This is a genomic window from uncultured Methylobacterium sp. (genome assembly GCF_964244095.1).
Classification (GTDB): Bacteria; Pseudomonadota; Alphaproteobacteria; order Rhizobiales; family Beijerinckiaceae; genus Methylobacterium.
Genome location: NZ_CAXTHR010000087.1, coordinates 1 through 15,590 on the forward strand (window position 1 = coordinate 1; position 15,590 = coordinate 15,590).

Below are 15,590 nucleotides of genomic sequence, written 5' to 3' on the forward strand. Positions count from 1 at the left end.
TCCGTGCTCGGCGAGGCGCTGCGGCATCTGCGCGGCGAGGCCAGGCGCGCCGCCGACGGCGGTCGCCCGAGCTGGATCGGCAAGCTGATCCTGTCCGAGTTCGGCGAGCCGCGCCCGAACCTCGCCAACGCGATCACCGCCCTGCGGCATGCCCCCGAATGGCAGGGCGTGCTCGGGTTCGACGAGTTCCGCGCCGGCGCCTGCCTGATCGGCCATCCGCCCTGGGGCGGCTTCACCGCAATCCGCGAGTGGACCGAGACCGACGACCGGCTCTCCACCGAATGGCTGCAGCGTGCCGGGATCGACGTCCGGCCCGACACCGTCAGCCAGGCCGTCGAGACCGTCGCCCGCGAGACGCCGTTTCATCCCGTCCGGGATTACCTGTCGTCGATCGCGTGGGACGGACAGCCGAGGCTCGAGCACTGGCTGATCGACCATTTGGGCGTGGACGACACGGCCTACGCCCGGGCGGTCGGGACGCGCTGGATGATCGGCGCCGTCGCCCGCATCTTCCGGCCGGGCTGCAAGGCCGACTGCGCGCTGATCCTCGAGGGAGCACAGGGCATCCGGAAGTCGACGGCGCTCCGCACCCTTGCGGAGCCGTGGTTCACGGACGAGCTGGCCGACCTCGGCTCGCGCGACGCGGCCATGCAGACTCGCGGGGCCTGGGTGATCGAGCTGGCCGAACTCGACGCGGTCAGCCGGGCTGAGGTGTCGCGCATCAAGGCCTTCATGAGCCGGACCACGGACCGTTTCCGCCCGCCTTATGGCCGGCGGCTCGTGGAGAGCCCCCGCTCCTGCGTGTTCGCGGGATCCGTGAACGACGATGCCTACCTCCGCGATGCCTCGGGCGGCCGAAGGTTCTGGCCGGTGCGCTGTGGCGAGATCGACGTCGGGGCGCTCGCGGCGGCGCGCGACCAGCTTTGGGCGGAGGCGGTCGTGCGCTTCCGTGCCGGCGAGCCTTGGTGGCTCGACGATCGCGACCTCATCGATGCGGCTGCGGTCGAGCAGTCGGCGCGGCTGCAGCGGGATGCCTGGGAGGAGCGCATCCGGGACTGGTGCGAGACCGAGACGGTCACGGACGATCACGGCTACGGGCCGCCGACGGTCCGACGCATCCCCCGACGGGAACCGATCCGCGACACGACGATGAGCGAGCTGCTCGGAGCGGCGCTCGGCATCGAGGTCGGACGCTGGAATCGAGGGGATCAGCAGCGCGTCGCCGCGATCCTGACGGAGGCCGGCTGGCAGCGCTACCAGCGCCGAGAGGGCGAGCGCCGGGAATGGCGCTGGCGTCAGGACCCGATCACGTCCTGACCCGCCGCCGCAATCTCTCTCGTGGTGACCGCTTGTGACCTCATAGCCAACGTTGATAAGATCTGCTTCAGGACAGAAGCGCTTGCAAGCCTGTATAATCGCGAATACCATCGCTGCTAAACACGATGAGCGGCTTATGTATTTAGTATGCCTCTTTCTAGATATATCGTGGAAATAATACTAGTACATGTGGATTTTCTATTAAGTTCACCTGCGCAGTAAGTAAGTTCTACTCGCTTCGCTGTCGACCGCTGCACGAGTCGGGCGCAAGCTCTTTACAACGCCGTCCCGTCGCCGCGACGGCTGCAACTGCGCGTTGACTGAGAGTGCCAACGCCTACCAATGGGTCTAAATGGCGCTCTCGCAAACCACGCGCTGAGGGCGTGTCAATAGCGATCGGCATGGTACGGAGCTGGATCGACCGCCGCGGTTGAGCCGGTTCCGGCGTGCGGTACGCTTGGATGTTCTTCGTGGTGATCACGCGGGTTCAAACCCTTGAGACTTGCCCGCACGTACAAGGCGCACAACGAATCACCCTCCGGTTACGGCTGAAGGATTTCGATGAACGACAAGATGGCCCTGAACCTCATCGCCGAGATCATGGGATGGGGCGACGACGGAGACGGAGTTGCGACGCGCGAGTACGCGTGGCTTCGATTAATGTCTTCGATCAAGTATGACGGCTACGCCGATTTTCGTGCCGGTGTGCGCTTCCTGGAGAGCTTGACGGCTTGGCTGCAGCAGTTCTCGGTCGCGGACCGGCAGGCGGCGTACGCGTTCGTCAAACTCCGGCTCGTCTACATTTCGTCACCCGAGCTGCTGCGCCTCATAGAAGCTTTTGTTCCCGAGGTCGTTACACCCAACCTCCGAGTGGTCGTCGCGCACGAGCTCGGCTGTGCACCGTACGAGGTTTGGTCGACCGGTCGGGGAGCCCTGGAATTCAAGAACCGTCTGAGGCGAACGCTGTTCGTGGGCATGAGCGACGGAAGCCGCATCGACATGCTACGCAGGGCCAACGCGGCACGGCTCTCACCCGAGCAGGTCGTGCCGGTCATGAACGTAGACGACGAGAAATGGCGCGACCTCGCGGACAATCTAAAAATGGAGCAGGGACCCGGGGCAAAGTTCGACAGCGTGTACTTGGTCGACGACTTCACCGCGTCGGGAACGACCTTCATCCGGCGCGTCGGAAGCGCCTGGAAGGGCAAACTGAAGAAGTTCAACGCGATCGTTTGCGAGGCCAAGCGGGATCTGGGGGACGCATTTCCGCTGGCGGACGGCTTCGCGCTGCACGTCCACCATTATCTGTCCAGCCATCAGGCCCGTTCGGCGTTGCTGGAACGCATGGCCTTTGCCCAGAACGAGTGGGCAGAACGCTCATACGGAACGTGGACCGTGACGGAAGGCCTCTGCCTCCCTTCAAGCCTCAAGCTGTCCGGCACGGACGACCATGAGATGCTCGCGATCTGTGAAGCATACTACGATCACTCGCTTTTTAAGAGGCTGGAGAAGCATTGCCGTGAGGCGGGACAAACGGACATGAAGCTTGGGTACGGGGAATGCGCGCTGCCCATCGTTCTCGAACACAACACTCCCAACAACAGCATACCCCTGTTGTGGGCCGAGACCGATGACAGCTTGGGACCTCGGATCGAGCCGCTATTCCGGCGTCGTGACCGGCACGGCTGAGCTATGACGAACCCCTTCCTCCGGCGCGCGACCGAGTTCATTCGCGACGACTCGACGTTCCTCTCGATCGTGAGCCCCGACCCACTGACCACGTTCGTCGGGAAGCGCGTTTCCTCGGACGTGCTCTTCGAAGTGCCCATCCGGCTCATCGGAAGCCCTGGCAGCGGCAAGACGATGATGGCGAGCCTCGTCGAGTTTCGGCTCGTCGAGACCGTGCTGAGGGATCAGAGCAGCGAAAGTAACAGGGCGCTGGCCGGAGCGCTGGCGTCGTGCGGTCTGACGAACGGCGATCGTCCCTCAGTGGCGGCCGTGCGCTTGCCCATGGAATCGGAGTACCGCGACTTCTGGGAGCTGCCCTACGACGGGCTGGTCAAGACGAGACTGATCACCTCGCTGCTCCAAGCGCGGACCATACTCGGCCTCTTCCGTAACCTCTGTTCGGACCGCCGGCGTAGACCGGAGCAGATCCGCTTCATTGCCCGCGAGGGCGCCGAGGCTCAACTCGACCAGATCGGGGGGCTCGATTCCGTTGCCGTCAGGGACCGCGCGCGCGCCGTCGAAAGAGCGGTCTACACCGTGGGCGCGAGTCTGATCCCGCCTGCGCTGGACGAAATTCCGCCGGACGCGCGCGATCCGTACCAGCCGTTCGAGGCGATACGCGAGATCGAGATCGACTGGGAAGGTGAGCCGATCCGCCTACGTCCGCTAGTGGTGCTCGACGACGTGCACACGCTCCACCCGAAGCAGTTCGACGCCTTGCTCCGGGTTCTGGCGCGGCGCGAGATGAAGTTCGGGCGCTGGATGATGATGCGTCTCGATGCCCTCACCCCCGGCACGGTGTTCCGCTCGGACGAAGACGCACTTCCCGGTCTCAAGCGCGGCCGCGACTACGTCGACGTGTTCATGCAGTCTCCCGAGCGTGGAGACGACCGGCTGCTGTTCCGCCGTATGGCGACCGACATGGCGGATCGCTACCTCAGGCTCGTCCAGCCGCTGAGAGATCGGGGCGTGACGAACTTCCGCCGCCTTCTCGCGACCGAGCCGCCTCGATTGACGAGGTCGAAACTCGCGGAGGTTCGACGGCTCGTCGACCAGGATCAGAGAAACCTTGGGGTCGCGACGGTCCGGCGGGAGAAGATCGAGGAGCTCGTCGAGACTTACGCGAAAGGAGCCAAAGGCACGCGAGCGGCCGACATCGTCGAAGAGGTCAAGTTGGGCATGACTCGCGTTCTCCTGCACAGGTACACCAAGCGGATCGCGCGCCAACTGCCCGGGCTTTTCGAGAACGAGGACCCGGAGCCCTTGAAGCCGCTCAAAGCCGATGCGGACGTCGCCGAAGCCGCACGCTCGCTTCTGCATCGCAAGTTTCAGCGCCCATTCCACTACGGACTCGACGACCTCTGCGACGCGAGCAACGAAAACGCCGAGGTCTTCCTGCACCTAGCCGGCGCGCTCGTCTCGCGAATGGAGACGAGAGTCATTCGCGGGCTCGATCCCGTGCTCGGCCCCGGACTGCAAGAGGGTGAACTTCTGCAGAAGAGCCGGGAGCTGATCCAAGACTGGAGGTTCCCGTTCGCCGACAAGGTTCGCGGCCTCGTTAAGGCCATTGCCGAGCAATGCGAGAAGGCGTCCGACTTGGAGAATGCACGCTACGGCGCCGGTGTGAACGCGGTCGCCGTTCCCGAACACGAGATGCCCGAGCTCCTCTCCGGCGCGCACGAACTCGCCACGGTGCTGAAGTTCGCGGTGGCGTACGGGGCCATCGTCGCGGTCCGCGATTACGGCCAGGGCGGCAAGCATTGGTGCCTGCTGGAACTGTCAGGCCCTGTTTGCCTCGCACATGGGCTGACCCTGCACCGGGGCGGCTTTCTGGAACGTCGAGTGGCCGATCTGAAGGCCATGGTCGACACCGTTTGAGGACAATGATGCGTCCGCACTGGAACAACTGTGTCACTCACTTCGACGAGCAGGTCGCGTCGTTCGTCCAAGACTACTTCGCCAGGCCGGATCGTCGATGCCTGCTCGTGGCGGGTGCCGGTTTCGATCCACGTGCCGCCCTCGTTCCCACGCTGCTCGCGAAGGCTCTGGGAAGCCGTCTCGAGGCCGTCCTGATCCGGGAGGAGCGCAGCGACCCGGGGCTCGACCTCAGGACCACAGCCGACGAGAATGAGGCGAGACTCCGAGACTTGGTCTCGTCCGCGAAGATCGTCGAGATAGCGATCTTTGCCGAAGACGGCGCACCGGTCGGCGCGGCGCGCGCGAGCGAAGTCTTCAGGGCGCTCGACGTGGCGCAGAATACGACGGACGTGGTGCTCGACATGAGTGCGGTCTCGCTCGGAATCGCGTTCCCGGTCGCGAAGCTGCTACTCGACGCCTGTGAGCGTCGTTCCGACCTGAACTTCCACCTCTTCGTCGCGTCCAACCCCGAACTCGACGAGACCATAGTCGGCGAGCCTGCCGACCGCGCCATGAGCGTACGCGGCTACGCCGGTGACACGCCGCTCGGCGACGATACCGTCGCGAGAATCTGGCTGCCTCAACTTGCACGCTGCGGTGCTGCGGCGCTCGACCGAATACAAGCGTCTCTGCAGGCGGTTTACAAGGTCTGCCCGATGCTGCCGTTTCCGGCGAGAAATCCGCGCCGTGCCGACGATCTGATCGCGGAGTTCGGCATGCGGCTCAGAGACGACTGGCAGGTGAGCGCAGGCGACCTGATCTACGTGTCGGAGCGAAACCCGCTGGATTCGTACAGGACGATTTCGACCCTGAAAGAGCGCTTCGATCGAACGGTCCGGGGCATCTACTTTCCCCAGATCGTATTGTCCCCTATCGGGAGCAAAGTGATGGCGGTCGGTGCCATGATGGCCGCGATCGAGTACAATCTCACGGTCCAGTACGTCGAAACGCTCCGGTACGATTGGTCCAAGCCGAAGGAGCCTTCGTCTGGAGACACCATCGTTCATGTGTGGCTGCACGGGCCTGTCTACGACGGGTATCGCGCCATCGCGCCGACGGACATCGTGAGTGCGCCGACGGAGCAGGTATCGGCAGCAGCCGGCACGTCTGAACGGAATCGTTGATGCCTGCTTTTACAGAGAAGCTGGACAAGCTTCCGGATACGGTCGCGCGTGCGTCGCCGGCGAGCATCTCGGCCATCGCGGCGGCCCTCGTCGAAGGACGTTCGCGATTGGCCGTCGCGGTCGGCTCGGGAGGTTCCGCGGTCGCGGCGGAATATCTTGCCGGTTGCCGTCGTTCGGTGCAGCGCGGTCCGACGCTGGTCCAAACACCGCTTGAATTCACGCTCGGCACGGAGGATCTGTCCGAGTCTCAGGTCTGGCTTTTCAGCGCCCGCGGCAACAATCCCGATGTCGAGGCATCGTTTCAAGCTGCCGTTTCCCGAGGATCCGGCTCGATCCAGATCGTGACGTCTAATATCGATGGTGCCCTCGCACGTTCTGCACGTGATACGGCGAGGGCCGCTGTCCACGTGGTCCCGGTCGCCGATGATAAAGACGGATTTCTCGCGACCAACTCCCTCGTTGCCGCCGTCTCGGCACTGCTTCTAGCCGCAGACTGCAGCTCTAACGGCGTCGATCCGACTCGCGAGATCGAGAACCTGAGCTTGTTCTCGCGCCGAGAACTCGCCCGTGCTCGCGAGGCCGAACACGGCGTCGAAGGTCCACGACGAGGAGACACGCTCCTATTGCTGCACGATCCTCGCCTCGCAGCCGCTGCCGTGCTCATCGAAACCTCGTTCTGGGAGGCTGCTCTCTGTCCCGTTCAGCGAACCGACTTGCGGAACTTCGCTCACGGCCGGCACGTGTGGCTGGCCCATCGGCCGAATGAGACCGTGATTCACGCGCTCACCGGGTCGGACACGCGCGAACTCTGGTCGGAGATCGAGGCGCATGTACCGGCCGCGGTCAGGCGGACCGAGTTGCGGAAGGGGCACTGCGGGCGACGCGAGATCTTCTCCGCGCTCATCGAAGGCTTCGCATTTGTCGAGTCGGTCGCGAACTCACTCGGGGTGGACCCAGCAAAGCCCAGCCCGGGGCCGTTCGCGAGACCGATCTACGAAGCCCGAGGGCTGAAGCGACTTTCGAGCAAGCTCGGCCCCGCGCTTCGTCACAAGAGCTTTGCCCTCGCTGCGCGCGACCGACCGGAACATGAGGGCGCCGACCTGGCCGCGATCGAGAAATCCGTCCGAAGCAGGTTCGCGAACGCGAGGTTCGGTGGCGTGGTGCTTGATTACGACGGCACGGTCGTGACCAACGCCGGTAGATACGATCCGCCGCGCCCAGAGGTTCTGGCCGAGCTCGAACGGCTGTTAGACGAAGGATTGCGGGTGGCGCTAGCGACCGGCCGAGGAGGTTCCGTCGGCGAAATGCTGCGGGAACTCCTTCCCGAGCGGCATCATCGGCATGTGCTCGTGGGCTACTACAACGGCGCTTACCTCAGAGCTCTCGACGTCGACATCCGGACGCATCGCCCCGATTCTCACCCCAGCATCGACCGTGTCGCGGACTGGCTGAAGTCCCGTCCGGATTTGTTTCGACAGCCCAAGGTAAAGGACAGCAGAGTTCAACTCTCGGTCGATCTGGCTGATCTTCTCGACCCAAATGCCTTCTCTCGATCACTGGGTGAGTTTATCCGGGAAACGAGCTCTCCGTTGAGAATGACACGCTCTCAGCACAGCTTCGACGTCGTACGGGAAGAGACGTGCAAGACGGCGGTCGTGCGGGCGCTCAGCGACGAACTGCCGCCCGAGGGAGCGGTAGACATCCTGTGCATAGGCGATAGTGGCGCCGAAGGCGGGAACGATCACGTCTTACTCGGACTTCCCTACGGAATCAGTGTAGGGGAGGTCTGTTCCAGGCTGGACGTCTGCTGGTCGGTCTTCGGATCGTCCCGCACGGGTCCGGATGCGCTCTCCAGCATATTGAAGGGGCTCCGACCGTCACCCGACGGTGTCGGGATGAAGCTCGATCTGGGCAGTCTGGGTCTGGCGCTTCCAGCGGTCGACATGTACAAAGAGTGAACAGGACCAATTCGAGTGGACAGCATGCCGGTCGAAGTCGCTGGGACCGGGTTCACGGTCCTCGACCGCGTCTACACCGACGCACCCACGCCGGCAGAGGCGCTGGGTGGCTCGTGTGGAAACGTGCTCCTCTCGTTGGCGATGCTGCAGAGGTCGGTCGCACCGCTCCTCGTTCTCGGTATCGACACGGTCGGCGATCGTCTGGTCGGCGAATTCGCCGAGGCAGGTGCCGCAACGAACCTAATTTTTCGGCGCTCCGATCTCGCCTCGCCGATCCTGGCGCAGCTGTTCGAAGGCACTTCTAGTAGGCACCTGTTCAGCTTCAGGTGCCCCGAAACGAACAGCGAGTACCCGCGGTACCGTCCGATCGGCGACGCCGAAGTCGCTCTTGCGGAACCGGCCTTACGGGGCTGCGCCGTATTCTATGCGGACCGACTGTCGTCCTCGATCGTCAACGCGATGGAGACGGCACGCGGTTCGGGGGCGGTGGTGTTCTTCGAACCGTCGGATCTCGAGGACGCGGAACTGTTCTCGCGAGCCTTGCGGACCGTGACCGTCCTAAAACTTTCGGCCGAAAGCTTCGGGCAAAATCTCCACGATCTCGAGTTCGACCCGTGCACGATCCGTATTGTCACGCACGGTGCGGCCGGGCTCGAAGTGTCACAGGGTGCCCGTCGCCACTGGTGTGCCGCGATCCCGGCATGGAACGTCTTGGACACTTGCGGCTCCGGAGACATGGTCAGTGTCGGCGTGATCGACCACATGCTGTCCGGTAAGCCGCGGTCGTATTGGGACATCGAAGTCATTCTCGAGGGCGTCTTGGCCGGTCAGAGGCTCGCAACGGCGAACTGCGCCTTCGTCGGAGCTCGAGGCATCTTCAATGTCCTTGGAGCGGAATTCGCACGTTCCGTTCTAGATGGACGCGCGGGCGCCTCCGTGTGCCAGGCGAGAGCACCTTCTGCACGAACTTAGGGTCGCCAAGGAGGCAGGCCGGCCGAAGGCGAATTACTCGGCCGCGACGAGGGGCACGGACGCCTCCGAGTTCCGACCGGTTCTCTGCTGCCGAGTCTGACGGCACCCGATGTCTTGCAGCTCACGGCGCAGCTCCATCAGGAGCTCCCCGAGCATGTTCTTCCCGACCCCGTTCACTTCGCCCCAGAGTCGGTTGACGGGATTATCGACCGTAGCCGCCTCCACCAGGCGCGCGTTCCCCGTGCTCAGAAGCAGGTGGCGAAGGTCGTCGTGCTGCTTGAACTTCGCACGAAGAACGCCTCGCATTCGGTCGAACTTGAAGCGAGACCAACCAGGAGTCACGTCCCACGTGTAAAGGCCGTGAGCTGCCATCGCGAGGAGTGCCGGTGAAGGTGCACTCATCAGCCAGGCACGGACCTCGGGCTTGCGCGCCTTGCCGGCCTGGTAGGCGTGTTCGGACGTCGGGAAGAGCTCACCTTCGAACTCGATCTCGCGACGAAAGAGATTGCTGAACGCCCCCCAGGGCCGCTCGCTCGCTCGATAGAACCTAATTTCCTCCGCTGTTGCCATCGCGTCCGAGCCTCCTTGCGAATCGTCCTTGCACGTCATAATGCAGATTTGCATGAAGCTCTCGCCAGAAGCAAGGGACAGCCTTCGCCGGCAGCTCGTTGAGCGTGTCGAGCAAAGCGGCTCCAGCTACTCCGTTTTGGCAGCAAAAGCGCGCGTCGATCCGAGCCAGGTGAGCCGGATTTGCCGCGGAGAGTTCCGAACAATGAGCCACAATGTCGTGCAGATTTGCATTGCGCTTGGCATCGACACGACGGCTTTGGTGGAAGCCCCGTCAGCGGAACATCCGAGTGCAAGCTCAGGTTCTCCCACGCGCATCGAAGCAATATTGCGAGAGATCGACCTGCTCTGGGATAAAACGCCCGAGGACGCCGCGAGGATCGTGCGCCTGCTGCGTGACCTACGAGAACTCCGCAGGTCGGCGTGACGGCCGCCGTGTTGCACGCGCCTTGCTCGGGCGAAGACACCTTGACTTGATCTGTCCCGGGCAGAGCGAAGCTCAAAGCGCAATTTGCCCGTACGGTCGGCCGATCAGGAACTCTGCGGCTCAACTCGTCGTGACGCTTAAGGCCATGCAGCCCGAAGCTAGGCCGCTACGGCCCGAACCGGTTCCTCATCAATCACTAGCCGATCCATGAAACAGCAACACAAGGCGTGCTCGATGTGCTCCGCCAGGCATAGGTCAACGCTGACCTGATAGTCACGTCCGCAGCAGCGCGTTCCGCCCGGTTCTGCCGTCAAGATGGAACGGCAGTGTTTCGGTGCTGCAGTGAAGCCCGGCGCTCGTCAGATTAAGCCGAGAGCTTTCCATTCCGCGTTGGCGCTGAAGGCGAGAGCCTGATTGTATTGCTCCAGCCGAGCGAAGAGCAGCCCGGCCGCGAGCGCGCCGCCCGGAATGCCCCGGTGGAGCAACGCGCCGGAATGACCACCGAGTGTTGTCCCTCGCTCTACCTGAAGAATCCAGAAATTCAGGCAGTAATAGACCAAGCCAGGCGAACCGGGTACGTCGAAGGCAAGTCGGTTGGTAATCTTGGCGATCGCGCGGCAGACGATGGGTGGCAGCCCGTCGACATTGTATTGGTAGAGCTTTCCCTGCCCAATCTCTCCGACCTCAGCGATCCTGCCCTCCGGAACGGACCAAGGATAGATTCGCATCTCCGGTGCAAATGACACGATCGCCGCGTCATGCTCGTTGTCGCGAGCCATCGTGACGCCAGTCGAGCGTGACACGAGACCCCTGAAGCGGCCTCCCTCGTCCTCGATGACGATATCAGGCCGGATCTGACCAGTGCGAATGTTGCGCACGACATGGTCGTTCGTGATCACATAAGAGCCCGCAGTATTGCTCCATGCAATCGCGCAGATCCCTCCGACGGGCCCGAGCTTGTGGCCAGATCCAACGGCGCTGAGCTTCGGCAACTCGGCCATTTCGATGACATCGGTCCGAAGAAATCTTCCCGGATTTGCCCACGTCTGTAGCCGCATGCGCGCTGGGACACGATCATTTGCGGGTACGGAACCTTTTACAGCGACGTACACCGTCACAGAGAGCTCGGAAGTCATACGCCCGCCGGAGAACTTGTAGCCTACACCGACCGTTCGCACGTTGGCGAGACGCGCTAAGGACTTGCCCCAACGCCGTGACTTGCGAAGGGCAGCCCGGAAGATCGTCCGGCGCTTCCACGGCTGCGTCCGGGGCTTCCGGCCGGCCATACTTAGGACCGGTTAGTGACTGGAGGTGCGCCGCCTCCCGGGTTTCCGCCACCCGCCGGCGGAGGAGCGGAAGGCGCTTCCGGCAGCGGCCGCGGAAACCCGCTGTCCATGCGACGAAGGCCGGCGAAGTCTCCCTCGTCCGAGAACTGAAATTCGTACATCGCTCGAAGGGGCCCAAGCGCCATCTCACCCGCGCTTGGCTTCGGATTTGCCGGAGGAGGCGCCCCGATCAGACCGCTTGCGATCGTCGTGAGCAGCTTGATGATCTCTGTCGAGTCCAAGTTACTGTCAAGTTTCGAGATGCTATTATTCTCGAACTGCGCTTTGACATCGTTTTTTGCTAGGAATGCCGTGAATTGAAGAGCGTAACCGCGATTATAGTTAGGTATATATTCTATTGTGGCTCCCTTGTTGAACACCATTAGAATCGGTTTCTTATCGTATATGCGGACTCCTTGAGTGACGTTATCTCCTGGCGCGAGAGGGATGGCTGTAGTCTGGGCACAAGCACCAAGCGCAGCACATGCGGTCATGGCAACGAGCAACCTCATACGCCCCTCCTACGCACCGCTTTTATTTGTAGCCAAGTAAACCAGTGCGAAGGCTCGGACCGCAAGATTGAAGGTGAGCTGCCGCGTTCATACCGGTCGCCTGTTGCAGCGACAACACGGTCCCGATCACCCGTCTTGACCAACGTTGCCCGCCGCGGCCGTCAATGCCCAGCCGAATCGCTGCCGAGCCGATACCAGTACCCAGCCGGCGCCATGTTCCCATTTGCATCAGTCTCGACCTAGCCGACATCAGCGCACGCTCCGCCCGGATTGCCTGACGCTGCCGTACTGCAGATCATCGACGAGTGAAGCCGGCACCGGCCCGCGAAGGCGTCGTGTTAGATGTGACACCGCCTCGAATGCCGTCCCGAGCCCGACGCTGTCGCCAGCAGGTTAAGCGAAGTGCTGAAGGGTTAGCGCAGCGTTTGGTAGAGGTGAATGTCCGCATTTTGGCAGGCGCCCGATGTCGGGTCTTGTGAAGGTTTTCGGATGGCGGCCCATGCGCGACGGCTGGGCTCGGGCTGAGGGCCGGCGTTCGAAAACCTCCAGGGGAGGAAGCCGCGGGGGCGCAGCGACGCGGGGAAACGGCTCGCGCGTTATGGGGATTTGAGGGCGCGGCGGCCGTCTCGGGTCTGATCCGGAGCGCTGATCAGGCACGATCCCAGGGCGCAGATCGGCCTTCGTGACCGCATACTGCGGCCGCGATGATGGCGAGGAGTGGTGTCGAACGGGGTGACCTGACCGAGAACGAGCGTCGTGGCACGAGCGGTCTCGATGCGGGACGGTGATCCCGCAGTGTGTCGGTCGGCGATCGCGATCAGGCTCGGGGCGGTGGTCATGACGTATCGATCCCGACGGCGATCGAGCCCAGCTTCGGGACCTTGCTGCGGTGGAAGCGCTCGATGACGACCAGACGTCCGCCGCAACATGGGCAGACTGGTCCCGCGAGCGCAGCGGTGACGGCGGCGGGTTTGGGATCGGCCTCGCAGGGTGCCTGCATCGGCATGAGCAGGCTCCTGATCCGGGCGATGTTGGCAGCCCGCGTGCCGCTGGCGAACAGGCCGTAGTGACGGATGCGATGAAAGCCGTCGGGTAGCACGTGGAGCAGGAAGCGGCGGATGAACTCGTCGGGGGCCAGCGTCATGGTCTTGATCCATGCGCTGTCCTTCGCGCCGTCCCGAGCCCGATAGTCCTTCCAGCGGAACGTGACCCCGCGTTCGTCGAGGGCCAGCAGCCGGCTGTTGGCGATGGCGACGCGGTGGGTGTAGCGCGACAGGTAGGCGAGCACGGCCTCGGGACCTGCGAAGGGGCGCTTGGCGTAGACGACCCACTCGGCGCGCCGCAGCGGCGCGAGATGAGTCGTGAAGGCGCCTGCCTCGGCGAGCGTGGCCAACTCGCCGTGGAAGGCGAGCCGGCCAGCGCGATGGGCCTCGGCCAGCCGGTCGAGGAACAGCCGGCGGAACAGGCGCGAGAGCACGCGCACGGGCAGGAAGAAGCCCGGCCGGCAGGCGATTCCAGCGGGCGCCGTCGGACGAGAGGCCACTGCCCGGCACGACGATGTGCACATGCGGGTGGTGCGTCATGGCCGAGCCCCAGGTGTGGAGCACGGCGGTCAGCCCGATCTTTGCGCCCAGATGCTTCGGATCGGCCGCGATGGTCAGCAGCGTGTCGGCGGCGGTGCGGAAAAGGATGTCGTAGACCACGGCCTTGTTCTGGAAGGCCACGGCGGCGACCGGTGCCGGCAGGGTGAAGACGACGTGGTAGTACGGCACCGGCAGCAGGTCGGCCTGACGCCGCTCCAGCCACGCCCGCGCGGTCTGCCCCTGGCACTTCGGGCAGTGCCGGTTGCGGCAGGAGTTGTAGGCGATCCGGCTGTGATCGCAGTCTTCGCAGCGCGCGACATGGCCGCCGAGCGCCGCCGTGCGGCAGGCTCGGATCGCGCCGATGACCTTCATCTGGCCGCGGCTGAGGCGATGGTGCGCGAGGAAGGCGTCACCGTGCCGGTTCAGGATATCCGCGACCTCAAGAGGAGACCGCGCCACGACGGGCGCGGTGGCCTATGGCGGTGGCGGTGGTGCCAGCAGCGCCAGCGGGCTCGTCACCTCGCGGATCGCCTTCATGGCGACCCGCGTATAGACGGCGGTGGTGTCGAGCTTCCTGTGCCCGAGCAGCACCTGGATGACGCGGATATCGGTCTTGCGCTCCAGGAGATGCGTGGCGAAGCTGTGCCGCAGGGTGTGCATCGAGACACGCTTGTCGAGCCTGGCGGCCTCGGCGGCGGCGTGGCAGGCCCGGTTGAGCTGACGGGTGGTGATCGGCTGGGCGGGCTGCTGTCCGGGGAAGAGCCAGCCGCGCGGGCGCTTCACCCGCCACCACTGCCGCAGCAGGTCGGGGAGGTCGGGCGCGAGCATGACGAATCGGTCCTTGCGGCCCTTGCCCTGCTCGACCCGGATCAGCATGCGGGCGCTGTCGATATCGGCGACCTTCAGGTTAGCGGTCTCGGAGACGCGCAGGCCGCAGCCGTAGGCGACGCTCAGCGCCGCGCGGTACTTCAAGCTCGGCGCGTGCGCGAGCAGCAGCGCGACCTCCTCGGGGCTGAGCACGACCGGCAGGCGCTCGGGCGTGGGTATCCGGGCCATGCGGTCGCCGAAGCCCGTCCGGCCCAGCGTCGTGTGGAAGAAGAACCGCAGTGCCGTCGCGGCCATGTTCATGCGGGCGTAGCTCGCGCCGAGCGAGGCCATGTGAAGCTGGTAGCGCCGGAGATCCTCCGGCTCGGCCCGGTCCGGCGAGCGGCCGAGGAACACCGCGAACTCGTGGACCTGCCGAATGTAGTCGCTTTTGGTCTTCCCGCCGAACTGGCGGATGGTCATGTCCTCGATCATCCGCCGGCGCAGCGGAGAAACGGCTTCGGAGATCATGGAAGGCTCCCGTCTGGGGTGAGGTGAACCTCACGATCCTCAGACAGGGCGAGCGCCCCTACATCATCATCCGAACTGCGGCCGACACGCGACGCCCCTGCCGCGAGAGCGGCTTAGCCCCATGGCGCAATCCAGATCCAAGCTGAGCTGCTGCAGCGTCTTCTTCGGAGAGGGCGCCGGACTCGGCTGACCGGCCGAAATGAGCCCTCGTCGAAGGCGAGACGGGGCAGCTCCCCCCCAGCGCGGTCACCGATGGTCGGTGACGGCGAAGGCGGGTCGGTGACGCGGAAACATAAACAGGATCAACGCTGTCACCAAAGTCACCATCGTCACCGATGTCGGCTTGGTCGTGACGAGAGCGAGAGAAGGAGTTCGCAAGGGGAAACACACGCCTCCATACGAGATGTTGGGCCGTGCGTGTGACAACGGTGACTTTGGTGACAGCGTTGATCCCGTTCGCTTTTCCGCCGCGAGAATGGGGACGGTAGGATGGTGACAGGCCCGATCGCCTGCACTCCCGGCGAATAGGTTTCCTCCGACATGCCGGCTCTGGGTAGCCCTGTCCTCCTGCAGAACGACGGAGGATGGCATGGGCACGAAGGCTGCGGCAAAGAAGCGGAACAGGGCGGTGACGCTAGCCGGCCCACGGCTGGCGGTCGTCCCCACAGAGCCGGTCCGCATGGTCGACCCGGACACGAGCCGGGAGGCCGTCGTCCATCGTACGGTGGACACCGTCGGCATGATGAGGCGCAACGGCACGGTCACGCGCGAGATGGAGGCGGCGGCGCGGGACTTCGCGGCCGCCTTCACGATCGCGCAGCTCGA

General features: G+C 64.2%; 10 protein-coding genes and 1 pseudogene. 7 read left to right on the plus strand and 4 right to left on the minus strand.

Annotated features, from left to right (window positions below; all coding sequences use genetic code 11):
• The 6 genes from ACFE86_RS14190 to ACFE86_RS14215 form a co-directional block, all read left to right on the plus strand.
• On the plus strand, nt 1–1,317 hold a 1,317-nt coding region (locus ACFE86_RS14190), incomplete at its 5' end, for a VapE domain-containing protein (protein ID WP_375455975.1).
• A gap of 561 nt (nt 1,318–1,878) precedes the next feature.
• Nucleotides 1,879–3,006 carry a hypothetical protein gene (locus ACFE86_RS14195; protein WP_375455976.1) on the plus strand — a complete coding sequence of 376 codons (1,128 nt, stop codon included), beginning with the start codon at nt 1,879–1,881 and terminating at the stop codon, nt 3,004–3,006.
• 3 nt (nt 3,007–3,009) lie between these two features.
• Complete coding sequence (locus tag ACFE86_RS14200) at nt 3,010–4,923, plus strand: hypothetical protein (RefSeq protein WP_375455977.1); 1,914 nt, start codon at nt 3,010–3,012, stop codon at nt 4,921–4,923.
• A gap of 8 nt (nt 4,924–4,931) precedes the next feature.
• Nucleotides 4,932–6,086 carry a hypothetical protein gene (locus ACFE86_RS14205; RefSeq protein WP_375455978.1) on the plus strand — a complete coding sequence of 385 codons (1,155 nt, stop codon included), beginning with the start codon at nt 4,932–4,934 and terminating at the stop codon, nt 6,084–6,086.
• Entirely contained in the window at nt 6,086–8,044 is a 1,959-nt protein-coding gene (locus tag ACFE86_RS14210; protein ID WP_375455979.1) for a hypothetical protein, read from the plus strand. Before ACFE86_RS14205 ends, ACFE86_RS14210 begins: the two co-directional genes overlap by 1 nt.
• A gap of 24 nt (nt 8,045–8,068) precedes the next feature.
• Nucleotides 8,069–9,016 (plus strand): PfkB family carbohydrate kinase, encoded by a 948-nt coding sequence (locus ACFE86_RS14215; RefSeq protein WP_375455989.1) that lies wholly within the window; start codon nt 8,069–8,071, stop codon nt 9,014–9,016.
• 33 nt (nt 9,017–9,049) lie between these two features.
• Here ACFE86_RS14215 and ACFE86_RS14220 read toward each other — a convergent pair whose 3' ends face one another.
• Nucleotides 9,050–9,586 (minus strand): NADAR family protein, encoded by a 537-nt coding sequence (locus ACFE86_RS14220; RefSeq protein ID WP_375455980.1) that lies wholly within the window; start codon nt 9,584–9,586, stop codon nt 9,050–9,052.
• A gap of 52 nt (nt 9,587–9,638) precedes the next feature.
• On the opposite strand from ACFE86_RS14220, the gene ACFE86_RS14225 reads away from it, so the two are divergent.
• Nucleotides 9,639–10,010: a helix-turn-helix domain-containing protein gene (locus tag ACFE86_RS14225; protein ID WP_375455981.1), complete on the plus strand. Its 372-nt coding sequence runs from the start codon at nt 9,639–9,641 to the stop codon at nt 10,008–10,010.
• Between the two features lie 359 nt (nt 10,011–10,369).
• On the opposite strand, the gene ACFE86_RS14230 is transcribed toward ACFE86_RS14225, so the two are convergent.
• The 3 genes and pseudogenes from ACFE86_RS14230 to ACFE86_RS14240 all read right to left on the minus strand — a co-directional run bounded on the left by ACFE86_RS14230 (nt 10,370) and on the right by ACFE86_RS14240 (nt 14,765).
• Nucleotides 10,370–11,011 (minus strand): hypothetical protein, encoded by a 642-nt coding sequence (locus tag ACFE86_RS14230; RefSeq protein ID WP_375455982.1) that lies wholly within the window; start codon nt 11,009–11,011, stop codon nt 10,370–10,372.
• A 1,671-nt stretch (nt 11,012–12,682) separates the two neighbouring features.
• A pseudogene (locus ACFE86_RS14235) lies at nt 12,683–13,889 on the minus strand (IS91 family transposase).
• Nucleotides 13,890–13,904: 15 nt separating this feature from the next.
• Nucleotides 13,905–14,765 carry a tyrosine-type recombinase/integrase gene (locus tag ACFE86_RS14240; protein WP_375455983.1) on the minus strand — a complete coding sequence of 287 codons (861 nt, stop codon included), beginning with the start codon at nt 14,763–14,765 and terminating at the stop codon, nt 13,905–13,907.
• Between the last annotated feature and the right edge of the window lie 825 nt (nt 14,766–15,590).